This window comes from Sulfitobacter sp. AS92 (assembly GCF_038900015.1).
In the GTDB taxonomy this organism is placed as follows: domain Bacteria; phylum Pseudomonadota; class Alphaproteobacteria; order Rhodobacterales; family Rhodobacteraceae; genus Sulfitobacter.
This window is the reverse complement of record NZ_JBBMQL010000001.1, coordinates 152,400-171,771: the sequence shown is the minus strand read 5'-3', so window position 1 is coordinate 171,771 and position 19,372 is coordinate 152,400. Positions and strand designations below refer to the sequence as shown.

14 protein-coding genes are annotated in these 19,372 nt (G+C 58.9%); 11 read left to right on the top strand and 3 right to left on the bottom strand.

Annotated features, from left to right (window positions below):
• Positions 1 to 25: 25 nt before the first annotated feature.
• Positions 26 to 871, bottom strand: a complete 846-nt coding sequence (locus WNY61_RS00815) for a formate/nitrite transporter family protein (RefSeq protein ID WP_342849553.1) — start codon at positions 869 to 871, stop codon at positions 26 to 28.
• Between the two features lie 184 nt (positions 872 to 1,055).
• On the opposite strand from WNY61_RS00815, the gene WNY61_RS00810 reads away from it, so the two are divergent.
• A complete protein-coding gene (locus WNY61_RS00810) occupies positions 1,056 to 2,336 on the top strand; it encodes an acetylornithine deacetylase/succinyl-diaminopimelate desuccinylase family protein (protein WP_342849552.1) in 1,281 nt (426 codons plus the stop codon).
• 86 nt (positions 2,337 to 2,422) lie between these two features.
• Here WNY61_RS00810 and WNY61_RS00805 read toward each other — a convergent pair whose 3' ends face one another.
• Complete coding sequence (locus WNY61_RS00805) at positions 2,423 to 3,685, bottom strand: Hsp70 family protein (protein ID WP_342849551.1); 1,263 nt, start codon at positions 3,683 to 3,685, stop codon at positions 2,423 to 2,425.
• A 158-nt stretch (positions 3,686 to 3,843) separates the two neighbouring features.
• On the opposite strand from WNY61_RS00805, the gene WNY61_RS00800 reads away from it, so the two are divergent.
• Positions 3,844 to 5,328, top strand: coding sequence for an ABC transporter substrate-binding protein (locus WNY61_RS00800; RefSeq protein ID WP_342849550.1), 1,485 nt, complete (start codon positions 3,844 to 3,846; stop codon positions 5,326 to 5,328).
• Between the two features lie 75 nt (positions 5,329 to 5,403).
• Here WNY61_RS00800 and WNY61_RS00795 read toward each other — a convergent pair whose 3' ends face one another.
• Positions 5,404 to 5,841, bottom strand: a complete 438-nt coding sequence (locus tag WNY61_RS00795; protein WP_342849549.1) for an HdeA/HdeB family chaperone — start codon at positions 5,839 to 5,841, stop codon at positions 5,404 to 5,406.
• Between the two features lie 249 nt (positions 5,842 to 6,090).
• On the opposite strand from WNY61_RS00795, the gene WNY61_RS00790 reads away from it, so the two are divergent.
• From WNY61_RS00790 to WNY61_RS00750, 9 genes are all read left to right on the top strand, one after another.
• Positions 6,091 to 7,038, top strand: coding sequence for an ABC transporter permease (locus WNY61_RS00790; RefSeq protein WP_342849548.1), 948 nt, complete (start codon positions 6,091 to 6,093; stop codon positions 7,036 to 7,038).
• Complete coding sequence (locus WNY61_RS00785) at positions 7,035 to 7,850, top strand: ABC transporter permease (RefSeq protein ID WP_342849547.1); 816 nt, start codon at positions 7,035 to 7,037, stop codon at positions 7,848 to 7,850. Before WNY61_RS00790 ends, WNY61_RS00785 begins: the two co-directional genes overlap by 4 nt.
• Positions 7,847 to 9,448 (top strand): dipeptide ABC transporter ATP-binding protein, encoded by a 1,602-nt coding sequence (locus WNY61_RS00780; protein WP_342849546.1) that lies wholly within the window; start codon positions 7,847 to 7,849, stop codon positions 9,446 to 9,448. The genes WNY61_RS00785 and WNY61_RS00780 overlap by 4 nt, the downstream gene beginning before the upstream one ends.
• A gap of 233 nt (positions 9,449 to 9,681) precedes the next feature.
• Positions 9,682 to 10,641 (top strand): TAXI family TRAP transporter solute-binding subunit, encoded by a 960-nt coding sequence (locus WNY61_RS00775; RefSeq protein WP_342849544.1) that lies wholly within the window; start codon positions 9,682 to 9,684, stop codon positions 10,639 to 10,641.
• A gap of 104 nt (positions 10,642 to 10,745) precedes the next feature.
• A complete protein-coding gene (locus tag WNY61_RS00770; RefSeq protein WP_342849543.1) occupies positions 10,746 to 13,499 on the top strand; it encodes a TRAP transporter permease in 2,754 nt (917 codons plus the stop codon).
• A gap of 12 nt (positions 13,500 to 13,511) precedes the next feature.
• Positions 13,512 to 13,943 (top strand): universal stress protein, encoded by a 432-nt coding sequence (locus WNY61_RS00765; protein ID WP_243261928.1) that lies wholly within the window; start codon positions 13,512 to 13,514, stop codon positions 13,941 to 13,943.
• A 67-nt stretch (positions 13,944 to 14,010) separates the two neighbouring features.
• Complete coding sequence (locus WNY61_RS00760; RefSeq protein WP_342849542.1) at positions 14,011 to 15,093, top strand: carbon-nitrogen hydrolase family protein; 1,083 nt, start codon at positions 14,011 to 14,013, stop codon at positions 15,091 to 15,093.
• A 66-nt stretch (positions 15,094 to 15,159) separates the two neighbouring features.
• Positions 15,160 to 17,895 carry an aminotransferase class I/II-fold pyridoxal phosphate-dependent enzyme gene (locus WNY61_RS00755; protein WP_342849541.1) on the top strand — a complete coding sequence of 912 codons (2,736 nt, stop codon included), beginning with the start codon at positions 15,160 to 15,162 and terminating at the stop codon, positions 17,893 to 17,895.
• A 17-nt stretch (positions 17,896 to 17,912) separates the two neighbouring features.
• Complete coding sequence (locus WNY61_RS00750) at positions 17,913 to 19,370, top strand: biotin carboxylase (protein WP_342849540.1); 1,458 nt, start codon at positions 17,913 to 17,915, stop codon at positions 19,368 to 19,370.
• Positions 19,371 to 19,372: the final 2 nt, after the last annotated feature.

Here is a 19,372-nt window from a genome sequence, read left to right as displayed (position 1 = left end):
CGGCGTTGGCCGGGACCCACTTGCGTTATGTATCCTCCACATCGTCGCGGACCTGACCCCAAGCGACAAGGGTAAAGACCAACGTGCCGCCGATGATGTTGCCAACAAGCACCGGCAGGAAGAAGCCAAAGATCGCCTGATTGATGCCCAAACCGCCATGCAAGATCAGTGTCGCCATCTCAACAGAACCTGCGACGATATGTGTGAAATCTCCCGCCGCGATAAGCCATGTGAATGTTAAAATCAGAAAAAACGCCGCTTCATCTGCCTCGGGCAGCATCCAAACAATCAGCGCGACAATCACGCCGGCAGGAATACCGCGCCAAAACCCTTCTGCTGGGGCCATGCCGGTGGCATGTTCCGATAGACTGATGATGGCGGGCAAAATCTCGGCAGGGATGGCGGGCGTATAGACAAACAGTGCCGCCGCCGCAAAAGCGCCGATCACATTGGCCCCCAAAACCACCCCCCAAAGCCGCAAAAGACTGCCAAAGATTTGCCAACTGCGTTCCTGCATCAGCGGCAAGACAGTGGTAATCGTATTTTCAGTAAATAATTGCATCCGTCCCATGATCACTGCGATGAACCCCAGCGAATAGCCAAGGTTCTCCACCAGAAACCGCCAGTTTGCATCGGGCAAATAAGTCCGAAAGATCGCCTCCCCCAAAACCGAGAGGCTGATCAGCATCCCAGCAGATATCCCCGACCAGATCAGCGACCGGTTGGTGCGGTTCAATTCATCACGCCCTTCGCGCCGGATCACTTCATAGATCAGCTTAGGCGAAAGCGCCGCCGCATCACTGACCGAACGTTCTTCAGCCTCCTCCTGCACAGCGGATTGAGGGGGCTTGTTCTGGATCAGTGGGGCCATCAGCGTGTTTCCTAGAAATCATGGACATGATGAACATAGACCGCCGCGGCCCCGCGCACAGCAAAAAGCCGACCATATCCATTCTATGCGCCCGGTCTGCCGCCAGTATACGCTTACCGATCGTTTCTTAACGAAGCGTCACTTGCCACTTGCCAATCCCGTGCGGGCGTTCAAACATGCAACCATGAATAGCAAGACTTCCTCCGCCATTGAGGCCAAGCGCGACGACCTGATCGCCCTGACCCAAGACCTGATCCGCATCCCGACGTTGAACCCGCCGGGGCAGGATTACCGCGCCATTTGCGAATACCTTGATCGCCGCCTGTCGACCCATGGGTTTGAGACACAGATGATCCGCGCCTTTGGTACGCCGGGCGACAGCGAAAAATACCCTCGCTGGAACATCATCGCGCGCCGCGAAGGTGTGCGGGGCGGTGATTGCGTGCATTTTAACAGCCATACCGATGTCGTAGAGGTCGGCGCAGGCTGGACCTTCGACCCCTTCGGCGCAGAGATTTCCGACGGTAAAATCTATGGCCGCGGCACCTGTGACATGAAGGGTGGTCTGGCCGCGTCGATCATCGCCGCCGAAGCCTTTATCGAAACGCACCCGGACTTCGAAGGCGCGATTGAAATCTCCGGCACCGCCGATGAGGAATCCGGCGGCTATGGCGGTGTTGCCTATCTAGCGGAACAAGGTTTTTTTAACCCCGAAAAGGTCCAGCACGTCATCATCCCCGAACCCCTGCACAAAGACCGCATCTGCCTTGGCCACCGCGGCGGCTGGTGGGCAGAGATCGAAACCAAGGGCGAAATCGCCCACGGCTCCATGCCGTTCCTTGGTGATTGTGCCGTGCGTCACATGGGCGCGGTCCTGAATGAATTCGAAAACAAACTTTTCCCGGCAATGGCCGCCCGCCGCACGGACATGCCTGTGGTCCCCGAAGGGGCCCGGTCCTCCACCATGAACATCAACTCGATACACGGCGGCCAGGCCGAACAGGCCGATGACTTTGACGGGCTGCCCGCCCACTGCGTACCGGATTCCTGCCGCATCGTGATCGACCGACGGTTCTTGGCCGAAGAGCCATTGGATCAAGTGCGCAGCGAAGTGACCGACTTACTTGAAGGGCTGCGCGCCAGCCGCTTGGATTTCGATTATGAGCTGACCGAGCTAAACGCGGTGCTGCCGTCAATGACCGACCGCGATGCGCCAGTGGTGCAAACGGTGTCCCAAGCGATCCAAGATGTGATGGGCAAAGCGCCGGAATATGTCGCCTCGCCCGGCACTTATGACCAAAAGCACATTGATCGGATCGGCAAGCTGAAAAACTGTATCGCCTATGGCCCCGGCCTGCTGGAACTCGCGCATAAACCCGACGAATACATCGGCATCGACGATATGGTGGATTCCGCCAAAGTCATGGCCGCCGCCCTAGAATCGCTCCTACTTCCCAAAGCCTAATCGAGATCGGGCGCCGCCAGGCCAGTGGCGCCCCAGCCATCTTCATCCTTTCTTAAATACCGATCCCGAACACCCAACCGGGCGGATCACCCGCGTTTGTCTCCCGCACTGCTCAACGCCAACCCCTCGACAATCGCCGTCAACGCCGCCCCCCGGTGCAGTTCCGCCCGCGGGAAACGCGCGCGCAGAGCTGCTTCGACCACTTCCATCAGGCTCGACCCGCCAACGAAGATCAACCGATCCACCGCCGCGGCTTCAATACCTGCGTCATCCAATGTCGCCTCTGCCGCCGCACCGATTTTCTCGGTCTGCTTGGAAAGCCGTTTGCGCATCCAATCGCGCGGCAGCGGAAGCGTGGCGCGGGGTTTTAGCATCGACACGTCGATCACCGGTTCCGCGTCCCCCTCTGCACCTGCGCCATTGGCACGGATTTTACCCGCCTCGACGGCAAAGGCGAGGTCATGGCCTAGCTCTTCGTCGAGCACTTTGATCAATCGAGCCAAACGTTTGGGATGTTCAGCAAACCTATGCAGTTCCGCCGCCGCCTTGCGGGTATCAGGACCATAGAGAAACGGGATCTTCGCCCAAGTTGCCAGATCGTTGAAAATGGCATTGGGTGCGAGATGTGTGTCATCGCCAAAGGCATGGCGAATTTCGCTGCCCATGCCCAACTGCGGCATCACCCGCCCGATCGATAGCCAGCGGTCGAAATCGGTTCCGCCCAGGCGGATACCGTGGCTGGCCAGAATATCGATCTCATCATTGCCGCGCTGGCGGAACAGAGTGAAATCCGAGGTGCCGCCGCCGATATCGACCACCAGACCCAGATCCCCCGGTTGCAGCGCCCCACGATTGGCCAGCGCAGCGGCTTCTGGTTCGTTCATGAAATCCACGCGGTCAAACCCGGCCCGGCCATAGGCTTCGCGTAGATCTGTCAGAGCTTGGGCGTCCCGCGCATCGTCGGCCGAGTGAAAGCGCACCGGACGGCCCGAGAGCGCCGCGTCAAAGCGCGTGCCCGTTGCCGCCTCTGCCCGTGACTTTACCGTTGCCAGAAACCGCGCCACGATGTCGATAAAATCCAGCCGTTCGCCCAAAAGCACCCGCCGTTCCCGTATCAGCCGTGTGCCCAGCAAGCTTTTCAGGCCACGCATATAACGCCCCTCGGCACCGGCCAGCAGCGCGTCTGAGGCGGCAGCCCCGATGCGCATTTCCTTGGCTTCAAAATCGAAAAACACCGCCGTCGGCAGCGTCTGCGCTTCGGCCTCCAGCGCGATCAGTTGCGGAACCCCATCGACCGCAATGCCCGCGGCAGTATTGGACGTCCCAAAATCGATCCCCAGCGTAGCCATGGCGTTCTCCTAATGCCTTTTTCACAGACGGTCTGACGCGCGCCACCTGTGCAAAGCACCCGCGATACCCTTCCCGCGCGCGCTTGGCAACGAATGCTGGCGCGCCGCGCGGGTTTTAGCTAGCCTCTGAGAAAAATACGCCAATATGGGAGAACTTCATGAACCGTTTGAACCGCTTACTGACTGGGGTGGCCGCTGCGGCTTTGGCTGTTGCCGCCACAGGGGCGCTTGCCAAAGACGACATCACCGTCGCCTTGCAGCTAGAGCCACCACACCTTGATCCAACCTCTGCCGCCGCCGGGGCCATCGACTCGGTGCTTTATACCAATGTTTTCGAAGGGCTGACCCGGTTCATGGGCGATGGTTCTGTCGTACCGGGCTTAGCCGAATCTTGGGAGATTTCCGAAGACGGGCTGACCTATACCTTCAAGCTGCGTAAGGGTGTGACTTTTCACGACGGCACCACGATGGACGCCGAAGACGTCAAATTCACCCTTGATCGGATCAACGCCGAGGACAGCGCCAACGCGCAAAAGGCGCTCTATGCCGCGATTTCTGAGGTTACTGTCGTCGACCCGCAGACCGTTGAGGTCAAGTTGAGCGAGCCCAATGGCAACCTGCTGTTCAACCTGGCATGGGGCGACGCGGTGATCGTGGCACCCGAATCCATTGAGGCAATCAAACAGACCCCCGTCGGCACCGGCGCGTTTAAGTTCGACGAATGGCGCCAAGGCGACAAAATCACCCTGTCGCGCTATGACGACTATTGGGGCGACGCGCCTGCATTGGCCAGCGCGACGTTCAAATTCATCTCAGACCCGACAGCAGCTTTTGCCTCGGTCATGGCCGAAGATGTTGATGTTTTCGCCGGCTTCCCCGCACCCGAAAACATTCCTCAGTTTGAAGCAGACCCGCGCTTTCAGGTGCTTATCGGTTCGACTGAGGGCGAAACGATCCTGTCGATCAACAACCAACGGGCGCCGTTCGATAACGTGAAAGTACGCGAGGCTGTGGCCCATGCAATTGACCGTCAGGCGATTATAGACGGGGCAATGTTTGGATATGGCACCCCCATCGGCACACATTTCGCCCCGCACAATCCCGACTACACCGATCTGACCGAGATGAGCGCATACGACCCGGAGAAGTCCAAAGCGCTGCTGGCCGAAGCTGGGTTCCCGGATGGGTTTGAGACGACCCTGCACCTGCCGCCCCCGTCCTATGCCCGTCGAGGAGGCGAGATCATCGCCGCGCAACTGGCTGAGGTGGGTATCAAAGCACAGATTACCAATGTCGAATGGGCGCAGTGGTTGGAGACTGTATTCAAAGGCAAGGATTTCGGTCTGTCGATTGTGAGCCACACCGAGCCGATGGATATCAACATCTATGCCAACCCGGATTACTACTTCCAGTATGACAATGCCGAAGTTCAGTCGTTGATTTCGGAGTTCAATAAAACCGCCGATCCCGCTGCGCGGAGCGAAATGCTGGCCAAGGCGCAACAGATCATCGCCGAAGACTATGTGAACGGGTTCCTGTTCCAGCTCGCATTTCCAACCATCGCTAAGGCGGAAGTACAAGGTCTGTGGGTGAACGCACCGACCCAAGCCACCGACCTAAGTGGTGTAAGCTGGACCGAGTGATGTAGGGGATACCTAAGCAAAACGAAAAAAGGGCGCGCTGTGAAGCGCGCCCTTTCTATTCAAAACGAAGACCTATTAGTTTTTGCCGCGCAAGCCAGCTGCGGCTTCGCTTACCAATGCACCTGGGTTCTGGTTACAGACGACAACGAAGTCTTCCATAGCCTGCTGCATTTCGGTGTCAGCCATTTCGTCGGCGGACTCAGAATCTTCGACAGCTTTTGTGTCGTCGATCAGGGAGTCTTCGCGTTCTTCAGCGTCTGTCGCTTCAGCAGCGGTTGTGTCACTTGGCTCGGTACCGTCATTCTTGGTTTCAGTGATCAAGGAGCCACCGTGGCCGCCGTCTTCAAGCTCGGCGATTGCCATGGAAGCGACTTCCATTTTATCTTCATCGCTGAGTTCTTGATATTGCGCGCATGTCATGGTGGCCATGTCCATGTGAGCAGCGGCAAAAGCGGGTGCAGAAACGGTGCCCAGAAGGCCGGCGATCGCAAGTGTTTTCAAAGTCGTTTTCATTTTAATCTCCAGTTTTTCTCTGTTCTCCCGAAGACAACCCCGCATAGCGGATATGGTTCCAGCGCATGACAAGAATCTGCGGTAACTTAGCGTGCTGGGTCTCCATACGGCTGTCCGACATGCGTTTTTTCCCTTAGCGTGCGGCTCTATCAGCGCAGTCCTTAGAATTTCAGCGTTTTTCATCTTTGCCAAAGCGAAACTGCGCGCGGGCTCTGGACCCTCCCGACTGCGCCGCCTAACCTCCGCGCTATGTTGCGCTATGCGTTGAAAAGATTTCTCTCCCTGCTCATCAGTCTCGCTGTCGCGTCGCTGGTGATTTTTATGGTTATTGAGGTCGCCCCCGGCGACCCGGCCTCCTTTATGTTGGGTCTGAATGCCCAGCCTGAGACATTGGCCGCCCTGCGCAGCGAACTTGGCCTCGATCAATCGCGGCCAGAGCGTTACCTCGAATGGGTCGGCGGGATGTTGCAGGGAGATTTCGGCACCTCTTACACCTATCGCACCCCGGTGACCGAAATGATCGGCGACCGGTTGTGGGTTTCGGTGCCTCTGGCGCTTTATGCGCTGACGCTTTCCGTCGTCGTGGCTTTCCCCGCGGGCATCTATGCCGCGTCACGCCGAGAGCGGGCAGGCGACATCGGGGTAATGGGCGCGACGCAATTGGGCGTGGCGGTGCCAAACTTTTGGTTCGCCATGATCCTTGTGCTAATTTTTTCGATCAACCTGCGCTGGTTTTCGGCGGGCGGCTTCGTCGGCTGGGACAAGGGGCTTATCGCCGGGCTGCACGCGCTGACCCTTCCCGCCATTGCGCTGGCCTTGCCGCAGGCGGCGATCCTTGCGCGGGTCATGCGCTCAGCCCTATTGGATGTGATGGGCGAAGATTTCATGCGCACCGCGCGGGCCAAGGGGCTGACCGCGCGGCAGGCGCTTTGGCGGCACGGGCTGCGCAATGCGTTGATCCCGGTGCTGACGATCATCGGCTTGCAGTTCTCCTTCCTGCTGGCCGGGTCGATCATCATTGAGCAGGTTTTCTACCTACCCGGCCTCGGGCGGCTGGTGTTCCAGTCAATCTCTGCGCGGGATTTGATCGTGGTCGAGTCGGTGGTGATGCTCTTGGTCTTCTCGGTTATCTTGGTGAACTTCCTTGTCGATCTGGCCTATGCCGCCGTCGATCCTCGGCTGAGGGCGCGCACATGAACCGCAACTTGATCCTTGGTGCTGCGTTGACTTCGGTCTTTCTATTGGCGGCGCTGGTTTCCTTTGTCTGGACGCCCTTTGACTATGCCGGGCTCGACATCGCTAACAAACTGCACAGCCCTTCATTGGCGCATCCCATGGGCACCGATCACCTCGGCCGCGACATCCTCAGCATGATCATGGTCGGCGCGCGGACCTCTATCGCCGTGGCGCTGGTGGCGGTGGGCATTGGCATGGGTGCAGGCGTGCCGCTGGGCCTTTGGGCGGCTGCGCGGCGTGGGAGTCTTGTGGATGAGGTCATCATGCGCGGCAATGATCTGGTCTTTGCCTTTCCGGCCATCGTTATCGCTATTTTGATCACTGCGGTTTTTGGTGCCGGAGCGATCAACGCAATCATCGCCATCGGCATCTTCAATATCCCCGTCTTTGCCCGCATCACCCGTGGTGCCGCGCTGTCGCTTTGGCAACGGGAGTTCATCCTTGCCGCGCGGGTCGCAGGCAAGTCTGCTGCCCGTATCTCGGCAGAGCATATCCTGCCCAACGTTGCCAATCTGTTGATCGTACAGGGCACAATCCAATTCTCTCTCGGCATCCTTGCCGAAGCGGGGCTGAGCTATGTTGGCCTTGGCGCGCAACCCCCGGTGCCATCTTGGGGGCGGATGCTGGCGGATGCACAAACCATGGTCAGCATCGCGCCGCATATGGCCCTGATGCCGGGTTTTGCGATCATCCTGACAGTGCTGGGGCTGAATTTGATGGGCGACGGGCTGCGGGACATGCTGGACCCGCGTCTGCGGGTGGCACGTACATGACGCTTTTGAATATCTCGAACCTGTCGTTGTCGATCCACGGTCTGCATATCCTTGACGGTGTCACCTTCTCGGTCGCGCCGGGTGAAATCGTGGCCGTGACCGGGGAAAGCGGTTCGGGCAAGTCGATGACTGCGCTGGCGGCGATGCAACTGTTGCCCAAGGGCGCCAAGACCACCGGCCATCTGATGCTGGGCGATGATGATCTGACCCAGATGAGCGAAGCCGCTCTTTGCGGGGTGCGCGGCAATGACATCGGCATGGTGTTCCAAGAGCCGATGACCGCGCTAAACCCGGTGCAGACTATTGGCCGCCAGGTGGCCGAAACCATCCGCGTACATGAGCCGCGCGTGTCGCGTGCCGAGGCCGAGGCCCGCGCTGCCGAAACACTGTCCCGTGTAGGACTGTCACAAGACCGTTTCCCCCTGTCGCGCTACCCGCATGAGCTGAGTGGTGGGCAACGCCAGCGCGTGGTGATCGCTATCGCCATCGCCCTGCGCCCCCGTCTGCTGATCGCGGATGAACCGACCACGGCATTGGATGTCACCACGCAGGCACAGATCCTCGCCCTGCTGACCCGTCTGGCGCGGGAAGACGGGATGGGCCTGTTGATGATCACCCACGATCTTGCCGTTGTGGCCGATATGGCCGACCGGATCATCGTCATGCGCAAGGGTCAGATCGTCGAGCAGGGAGAGACTCAGAGCCTACTGCGTGACATGCGTCACCCCTATACCAAAATGCTTTTCGAAGCCTCCCGCCATGAGGTTAATCTGCCTGAACCGCCTGCGCCTGTGCCGCTGCTGGAGGTTAAAGGCGTGTGCCGCGATTACCATCTGCCGCGCAAAACGCTGTTTGGTGCGCCCGGCACGTTCCGCGCGGTGGACGACCTCAACTTTACCCTGCACCGGGGGGAGCGTTTGGGGCTGGTAGGCGAATCCGGTTGCGGGAAATCGACCCTGACACGGGCGATTTTGGGTCTGGAGCCGGTTCAGGAGGGCAGCATTACCGTTGATGGCCAGCCCGTCTTTGCCGGTACGAAACCGAACCTCGCCGTGCGGCGCAAAATGCAGGTGGTGTTCCAAGACCCCTTCGGCAGCTTCAATCCGCGCCACCGGGTTGACCGTCTGGTGACAGAGCCTTTTCATCTGCTCGACACCCCGCCACAGGGGGCAGAACGGACCCGCGCGATTGACGAGGCGCTGACCGCTGTTGGCCTACGCCCTGCGGATGCGCGCAAATATATCCACGAGTTCTCTGGTGGTCAGCGTCAGCGTATCGCCATCGCCCGCGCGCTGATCATCCGACCTGAGTTGATCCTTTTCGATGAAGCCGTAAGCGCATTAGATGTGTCGGTGCGCGCGCAGATCCTCGATCTGCTGGCAGCCCTGTGCAGCCATTATGACCTAAGCTATCTTTTCATCTCACATGATCTGTCGGTCGTGCGCAGCGTGACGGATCGGGTGCTGGTGATGCAGTCTGGCAAGATCGTAGAGGCGGGTGATACCGCGCAGGTCTTCGACGCCCCGCAGCACGCTTATACCCAGTCGCTCATCGCTGCCGCACCAGTTCTGCCCGATCTCAGCACACAGATATCCTAGCCAATCCTGCGATGTTTGCAGCGTCGCCGCGGCCCCGGATTGATCGAAAACGCAATACGACCTACTCTAACCGGGGGGATTCCCGCATTAAGGGCATAACTGACGTCACGCCTTGATTGTAAAGCGGAATTTCCTAGCCCGGTCAGTTGCCTGAAGGCTGCGGCGCTCTACTTGTGCATGCAATGGCGTCCGCCTAAAGGGTGGTCCGCCAATATAACAATGGGAGACATCTTATGAAAATGTTCAAAATGCTCGCGATGACCGGTGCCATGGTGGCCGGCTCTGCGGCCATGGCTCAGGAAAAGTTCATCACCATCGGCACCGGTGGCCAGACAGGCGTTTACTTCGTCGTTGGTCAGTCGATCTGCCGTCTGGTGAACCGCGGTACCGCGGATCACAACCTCAAGTGCACCGCGCCGTCGACCGGCGGGTCGATCGCCAACATCAACGCGATCAAAGCGGGCGACATGGACATGGGCGTTGCCCAGTCCGACTGGCAGTTCCACGCCTACAATGGCTCGTCGCAGTTCGAAGGCGACAAGTTCGACAACCTGCGCGCGGTCTTCTCCGTGCACGGTGAGCCGTTCAACGTGATCGCCCGTGCCGACAGCGGCATCGAGTCCTTCGACGACCTCAAAGGCAAGCGCGTCAACATCGGCAACCCCGGTTCCGGTCAGCGCGCCACCATGGAAGTCGTGATGGACGCCAAGGGCTGGACGCTGGACGATTTCGCACTGGCCTCCGAGCTGAAGCCTGCTGAGCAAGCCGCTGCACTGGGCGACAACAAAGTGGATGCGATCATCTATACCGTGGGCCACCCGAACGGCTCCATCCAAGAAGCCGTATCGACCATCGACGCCAAGCTGATCCCTGTTGAAGGTGACGCGATCCAAGGTCTGATCGACAATAACCCTTACTACGCCGAGGCCACCGTGCCGGGCGGTATGTACAAGGGCACAGACAGCGACATCAAAACTTTTGGCGTGAAAGCGACGTTCGTGACCTCCGCCGATGTGGATGACGATGTTGTCTATCAGGTCGTTAAGGCCGTGTTCGACAACTTCGACCGTTTCAAGCGCCTGCACCCGGCGTTTGAGAACCTGACCCAAGAAGAGATGATCTCGGGCGGTCTGTCTGCTCCGCTGCACCCCGGTGCAGAGAAGTATTACAAAGAGCAAGGCTGGATTGAGTAATCTCCGCGTGACATGATAGCTCTGGCGGCGGTACGCTGCCGTCAGAGACCCGAAAAATAACAATATGCGCACCCATCCTAAGGTGGGGCCGACAGGGGGACGATATGTCTGAGAAGGACCAGCAAAAGGCTGCAGCCGTTGAGACCGCTGCGACCGGTGACCGAGGCGGATTAAGCCAGTCGGAACTGGACGAGCTTGTCGCTTCTTCTGACACGGGTGGTCGCACTGTCAGCGGGCTGATGGGCACCTTGCTCCTGCTCGTGGCGTTGGCATGGTCGCTGTTTCAGCTTTATATCGCCTCGCCCATTGGGCTTTTCAACGACACGCTGGCCCGCTCAATTCATTTAGGCTTTGCCATATTCCTCGGCATTATGGTTTTCCCGGCCACGCGCACCAGTTTTCAGGTGGCGCTTGGCGTTATCGTTCCTGCTGTTCTTGCCGCGCTCTTTATGGTCAGCACCAAAGATTCGACTGCCATCTGGTGGATCCCGATCCCAGCAGCCTTTGTCATTGCCACAGTGCTCCTTGGCTCCCCCAAAAACCGCATTCCGATCTGGGAATGGGCATTGGCGGTCGTTGGCACCTTTTGTGCGCTTTATCTCTTTATCTTCTACCGCGAAATCGCCAACCGCGTCGGCGCGCCGATCCTGCCAGACTATATCGCAGGTGTTACCGGACTGTTAATCCTGCTCGAAGCCACCCGCCGCGCGCTTGGGCCCGCGTTGATGATCGTGGCGAGCATCTTTCTTTTCTACACCGTGCTTGGCCCTTCTATGCCCAGCATCATCGCCCACAAGGGCAACAGCCTGTCGGAGATCGTGAACCACCAGTGGATCACCACCGAAGGCGTCTTCGGCATCGCGCTTGGGGTTTCGACCTCCTTCGTATTCCTCTTCGTGCTGTTCGGTTCACTTTTGGACCGTGCGGGCGCGGGCAACTATTTCATTCAGGTGGCGTTCAGCCTCATGGGTCACATGCGCGGCGGCCCGGCGAAAGCGGCTGTTGTGGCATCGGCTATGACCGGCCTGATTTCCGGCTCCTCCATCGCCAACGTGGTAACCACCGGCACGTTCACCATTCCGTTGATGAAGAAAGTGGGCTTTAGCGCCGAAAAAGCGGGCGCGGTTGAGGTGGCTTCTTCGGTCAACGGACAGATCATGCCGCCCGTGATGGGCGCTGCGGCCTTCCTCATGGTCGAATATGTCGGCATTCCCTATTTCGACGTGGTCAAACACGCCTTCCTACCGGCGGTAATCTCCTACATCGCGCTGGTCTATATCGTGCACCTTGAGGCGATGAAGGCCGGGATGCAGGGTCTGCCCCGCGCTTATACGCCGAAGCCGCTGGTGCAGCAGCTGATCGGTATCGCCTTTGCGATCATCGCCATCTGCGCGCTGTCCTTTGCGGTCTATTACCTGATGGGCTGGATCCGCCCTGCCTTCCCTGAGACTGCAGGCTACATCATCTTTGTCTTCCTCACCGCGGTCTATGCTGGTCTGCTTTATGTAGCGAGTAAGGAAGAACCGCTGAAGCTGGATGATCCCAACGCAGAAGTGACATCGCTGCCGATGCCCGGCCCGACGGCGCGCTCTGGTCTGCACTTTATCCTGCCCGTGGTCGTTCTGGTTTGGGCGCTGATGGTTGATCGCCTGTCGCCCGGCCTCTCGGCATTCTGGGCGGCGTCTTACATGATCTTCATCTTGCTGACGCAGCGCCCATTGATGGCAATGTTCCGCGGCGAAAGCCAGTTTGTGAACGACGTGAAAGCGGGTGTTTTCGATTTGATCGACGGGTTGGTCACCGGCGCGCGCAATATGATCGGTATCGGTATCGCCACGGCGACGGCGGGTATCATCGTGGGCGCGGTCAGCCAGACAGGCGTCGGCTCGGCGCTGGCGGATGTGGTCGAGGTGCTCTCGGGCGGCAATATCCTCGCGATCCTCTTTCTGACGGCGGTGCTGTCGCTGATCCTTGGCATGGGCTTGCCGACCACGGCGAACTATATCGTCGTCTCGGCGCTGTTGGCGCCGGTCATCGTCACGCTGGGCCAGCAGAACGGGCTGATCGTGCCGCTGATCGCCGTGCACCTCTTTGTGTTCTACTTTGGCATCATGGCCGATGTGACCCCGCCGGTGGGTTTGGCGAGCTTCGCCGCCGCCGCTGTTTCGGGCGGTGATCCGATCCGCACCGGCTTGGTTGCCTTCTTCTATTCCCTGCGCACTGCGGCGCTGCCGTTCTTGTTTATCTTCAACACAGAATTGCTGCTGATTGGTGTGACATGGGGGCAGGGGCTGTTCATCTTTGTCGTGGCGACGGTGGCCATGCTGCTCTTTGCTGCTGCGACCCAGGGTTGGTTTTTGGCCCGCAACCGATTCTATGAGTCTATCGCGCTGTTGCTTATCGCCTTTACCCTGTTCCGTCCGGGGTTCTGGATGGACATGGTCTATCCGCCCTATAGCGAAGAAGCCCCGACGGAGATCGTTCAGGCGGCTGAGGAAACCCCTGCGGGAGAACGGCTGCGACTGCGGGTGTCGGGCGTGAATGATCTGGGCGATCCGCTGGAATTCGTGGCGCTCCTGCCCATCGGCGCGGGAGAGACGGGGGCCGAGAAACTCGAAGCGTCTGGTCTGGTGTTCCGCGAGGATGGTGACAAGATGATCATCGATGATGTGATCTACGACAGCCCCGCCCAATCGGCTGGGCTTGATTGGGACCAAGAGGTGCTGCGTGTCCTGAAACCCGTGCCTCAGCCCAGCAAGTACTGGATGTTCATCCCTGCGCTATTGCTGTTGGCGCTGGTTGTCTTCCTGCAACGGGGCCGTGCCGCGCGCGAAACGCGCAAGCCCGCGACAGCCTGAGGAGGGTACGCTATGTTCGATAATATCCTACTGACAGTTGACCTGAGTGACCCAAAATCATGGGAGAAAGCGTTGCCGCAGGCGATAGACATGATCCGCTTGTCCAAGGGCACGCTGCACATCCTTTCGGTCGTGCCGGATATGGGCACGCCGCTGGTCGAGGGGTTTTTCCCCGCTGATTACGAAAAACAGGCCACAGGCCGCGCGGCCAAGGCGCTTGAAAAGTTAGTCGAGCGTGAAGTGCCTGATGACGTAAAGGTGAAGCAGCACCTAAAGTTCGGCAAGATCCACCGCGAAGCGCTGAAAACGATAAAGAAATCAAACGCTGATCTGGTTGTTATGGGATCTGAGCACCCTGACAGCCTGCGCGAGTTCCTTGTTGGGTCTAACGCAGACCGCATTGTGCGCCGTTCACCTGTTTCCGTTCTGGTCGTGAGGGCGTAAGACAGGTGCTTCGCGGAGATAGGCAAGGAAATGGTCCATTGCGCCGCGTTGGTCGGAGTAATTACGCATGACCCCTTTCGCGATTGCCGGCGTGCAGATGTACGTCAATGCCTTGCAGCCCAATGTCGAGGGCATGATCCAGCGGCTCGACATCCTGATGGCGCGGTTCCCTTGGACGCAGATGGTGTTGTTCTCTGAACTGGCGCCTTTCGGCCCGCTTGACCGCTTTGCTCTACCGCCTGAGAACGAGACGATTGAACAATTTCAGGCCGCCGCATTGCGCCACCGGATCTGGCTGATCCCCGGCTCGATGTTCCTTAAGCACCCCGAAGACGGGCGCGTTTACAATACGTCGGTGGTGATCAACCCCGAAGGTGAAGTGATCCGGCGCTATGCCAAGATGTTCCCATTCCGGCCTTATGAAGCCGGGATCGCGGCGGGCAATGAGTTCTGCATCTTCGACGTGCCTGAAGTGGGCCGCTTTGGTTTGTCGATTTGCTATGACATGTGGTTCCCCGAGACGACGCGCCAGCTGACCTCTCAGGGGGTCGAAGTACTGTTGCACCCCGTCCTGACCGGCACCACCGACCGCGACGCGGAACTTGCCATCGCGCGGGCAACGGCAGCGCAGTTCCAGTGCTACATTTTCGACGTGAACGGCCTTGGCGCGGGCGGTGTGGGCAAGTCCTGCGTGGTCGATCCGACCTCAATGGTGCTGCACCAGTCGGCGGGCCAAGAAGACATGTTCCCGATTGAGATCGATCTCAACATGGTGCGCCGCCAGCGCGAGACGGGCATGAAGGGCTTGGGCCAGCTGCTCAAATCCTTCCGCGATCGCCCGACAGATTTCCCTGTCTATGACCGCGAAAGTGGCGCGGATGCGTTCCTGCATACCCTCGGCCCGCTTGAGATCCCACAGCAGGGCAACCGCGCAGGGCTGCATGTCGATGTGCCGGCCCAACAGGTGCCTGCCGAGATTCCAACCTACAAAGGCAAGAACGGTTTCCCGCCTGAGCCGCTTGCCAGCCCCACCGCTGGCACCGCGACAGAAGTGGCACAAGCACCGGCACCCGCGGCACCCGCTGCGGCCATGCCCGACCCAGAGACAATGCCCGGAACAATTGGGCAGAACGATAATACCAGCGGCTAGGCCGGGGCGAGGTTCGCGCAAAGCGCTACCTGATGCATCGGTCGGCCCTCCAGCAGAGGACGACTGATGCATTCTATGAACGACTATTCCTCGGCCATTCAACTAAGGTCGGATCGGTGGAGCGCCCTGCGCGCCGCTGCCACCGCCATGTCGCGCGATCCCAAAGCGAAAGGCGCGTCGCAGGTCCGTAAGGAAATTGAAGCGCTGTTCGACTCGCTGGCCCTGATCGAGCCCTATTGGGCCTTTCCGGGCATGTCCGCCTTTGACCACATGCGCCGCCAATTCGCGCATGGTAATTTCGACGATCTGGCTTTTGCGGTGAACCGCGTGACCCGCGCACTGACCACGGGTGCCTATCGCCGCCGCACGATCCCGCTGGAGCGTGATAGTCTGGATCAAGACGAGCACGACGATGAGGCGATGCTGCCGCCCGAGGCGCGGGCGCTGGCAAAGCCCTATTTCGAAGTGCTGATCGTTGATAGTGTGAGCGAACAGCAAGAGCGCTGGCTGCGCAGCAATGTCACCCGCATGCGCCGCACCGAAGACCCGTTCATCTATGAGGCGGTCGTGGTGCCCAGCCTTGAGGACGCGCTGATTGCGGTGATGTTCAACCACAACATTCAAGCGATCGTGGTGCGGCCCGGTCTGACTCTGAAGTCTAAGGTGGATCAGCAGATCCTGACCCGCTATCTCGCTCGCGCGGGGGGGCAAGATGAGATCGACGCGTTGGAGCCGGAAAGCTACGGCCCTGAGCTTTGCCGGATGATTGCCAAAGTGCGGCCTGAGTTGGATGCCTATCTGGTCACCGAACGCTCAGTCGAAGACATCGCCGGGCTTGATCTCGGCATATGCCGACGGGTTTTCTATAACCAAGAAGACTTCATGGAGTTGCATCTCAACATCCTGCGCGGGGTGCAGGCGCGCAACAAATCGCCCTTCTTCACCGCGTTGGTGGAGTATTCCAAACAGCCCACCGGTGTTTTCCACGCCATGCCGATCAGCCGCGGCAAGTCGATCACCCGCAGCCATTGGATTCAGGATATGGGAGCGTTTTACGGCCCTAACATCTTCCTAGCAGAGACCTCGGCCACCTCGGGTGGGCTGGATAGTTTGCTGGAACCGCATGGCCCGATAAAAGAGGCGCAGGAACTGGCCAGCCGCGCTTTCGGCTCTAAGCAGACGTTTTTCGCCACCAACGGCACCTCGACCTGCAACAAGATCGTCGTGCAGGCGCTGGTGCGGCCCGGTGACATCGTGCTGGTGGACCGTGACTGCCACAAGTCGCACCACTACGGCATGGTGCTGGCAGGGGCACAGGTCAGCTACCTCGACAGCTATCCGCTGAATGAATACTCGATGTATGGCGCGGTGCCACTGCGCGAGATCAAGGAACGGTTGCTGGAGCTGAAGGCCGCTGGCAAGCTTGACCGTGTGCGAATGCTGCTTCTGACCAACTGCACCTTTGACGGGCTGGTCTATAATGTTGAGCGGGTAATGCAGGAATGTCTGGCCATCAAGCCTGACCTCATCTTCCTTTGGGACGAGGCATGGTTCGCTTTCGCCCGGTTTAGTCCCACATATCGCCAGCGCACGGCGATGAATGCGGCCAACACCCTGCGCGAAAAGTTCAAGTCTGACGCCCATGCTAACGCCTATGAGGCACAGCAAAAGACGCTGAAAGACGCGGACGACGAGACCCTGCTGAGCACCCGGCTGATCCCACCGCCGCACGCGCGGGTGCGGGCCTATGCCACGCAATCGACCCACAAAACGCTGACGTCGTTGCGCCAAGGGTCGATGATCCACGTCAACGATCAAGACTTCAAAGGCGAAGTGGAGCAGAGCTTCCACGAAGCTTACATGACCCACACCTCGACCTCACCGAACTACCAGATCATCGCCTCGCTCGATGTGGGCCGCCGACAGGTCGAACTGGAGGGGTTCGAGTTTGTCCAACGGCAGGTCGAAGCCGCGCTTTCCATGCGGCGTGCGATCAATGACCACCCGTTGCTGCGCAAATATTTCAAGGTACTGACCGCCGGGGACATGATCCCCGAGACCCATCGCGAAAGCGGGGTCACCAGCTATTACGATACCGAACAGGGCTGGACCGACATGTGGGATTGTTGGGAGCAGGATGAGTTTGTGCTCGACGCCACCCGTGTGACCCTTGCCGTAGGCGGCACAGGTTGGGATGGCGATACCTTCAAGACACAGATCTTGATGGATAAATACGGCATCCAGATCAACAAGACCTCACGTAATACCGTGTTGTTCATGACCAACATCGGCACCACGCGGTCGTCCGTCGCCTATCTGATCGAAGTGCTGGTCGAGATCGCCAGATCGCTCGACGATCTGCTGGATGACGCCAGCCGGATGGAGCGCCTGTCGTTCGACCGCCGCGTCACCAACCTGATGGAGAACTACCCACCGCTGCCGGACTTCAGCAAATTCCACGATGCTTTCCGCGCCAACGACACGCCCGAGGGCGACATTCGCACGCCGTTCTTCCTCGCCTATGATGAGAAGAACTGTGACTACCTCGACCTGAACGGCACCCTGCAAGAGGCGATGGATGCGGGCGAGACCGTTGTCTCGGCCAGTTTCATCATCCCCTATCCGCCCGGCTTCCCGATCCTTGTCCCCGGACAGGTCGTCAGTCAGGAAATTCTCGATTTCATGCGCGCCTTGGACGTGAGCGAGATCCACGGATACCGGCCCGATCTGGGCCTGCGCGTTTTTACCACCGATGCGCTTAACCGTGTCCGCAGCAAAGACCTTTCTTCTTCACCCGTTTGACCAAAAGGACCAACCACATGGCAACAGTACTTAAAAATATCTCTGAAATCCGCCGGTTCTTTCACCGAAACGAAGACCCTGTCTATTTCATCTCGGCCACCAACTTTAACCTGTTGGGGTTGGATGAGTGGGTGAAGAACTTCAAATACATCTGCTACATCGATTGCTACGGCGGCAAGCATCCCAACGTCTTCTGCCCCTCGGAGCAGCCTCATGCGGAATTCCAGAGCATTGAGGACATCAACAACTATCTGCTTCAGCACAAAGAGGTCATCGACTTCATCAAGCGCCGTGGCGGCAAGCCCAAGTTTGTCTTTCTGATGTTCGACGAGGAGACTGAGCGTCTCTCGAAAGAACTCGGCGCAGATGTCTGGTTCCCCAAGGCCAAGCTGCGTCAGTCGATGGACAACAAGATCGAAACCGTTCGCATCGGCAACAAGGCAGGCGTGCCGTCGGTGCCGAACGTTCTGGCCGAGGTGAAATCCTACGAAGACCTGAAAAAGACCTGCGAGAAGGCCGGTATTGGCAATGATCTGGTGCTGCAATCGGCCTATGGCGACAGTGGGCACACGACGTTCTTCATCAAATCCGAAGCCGACTTCCGCCGCCATGAGAGCGAGATCATCGGCGAGGGTGAGATCAAGATCATGAAGCGGATCGACTGCCGTGGGGCAGCGATTGAGGCCTGCGCCACCAAGGAAGGCACCATTGTTGGCCCGTTGATGACTGAGCTGGTGGGGTTCAAGGAACTGACGCCCTATCGTGGCGGATGGTGTGGCAACGAAATCCTCGCGACCGCATTCCCGCCAAAAGTGCGCGAAAAGGCGCGCGACCTTACCTTCAAGTTTGGGGAGCAACTGCGCAAAGAAGGGTATCGCGGTTATTTTGAGTTGGATTTCTTGATCGACAAGAAAACCGGCGACCTGTGGCTGGGTGAGTTGAACCCACGCATCACGGGCGCGTCGTCGATGACCAACCACGCCGCCTTCGCACATGCCGATGCGCCGCTGTTCCTGTTCCACCTATTGGAGTTCAGCCGCAAAAAATTCGATCTGGATGTGGATGAACTGAACGCCCGCTGGGCCGACCCTGAGATGATCGACGGGTGGAGCCAGATGGTTATCAAGCACACCGACGACAGCGTCGATATCTGCACCGATGCGCCCGAGACTGGCATTTATAAGATGAAGGAAGACGGCAGCGTGGTCTTTGACCGCTTCGATTATCACCGCCGTGCGGTTGAATCAGAGAACGAAGCCTTCTTCCTGCGCATCCTGCAACCGGGCAATTATCGCTATGAAGGGGCCGACATTGGCATCCTCGTGACGCGGGGTCGATCGATGACCAAGTCTTTCCAGTTGAATGAGCGCGCGAAAAAGTGGATCCACGGGATCAAACGTGCGGTGGACGGTAAACCCATCCCCTCCGCTTCTGCCGGACCGGAGTTTTCTGATCCGGCGTTCAAGATCCTGTAACG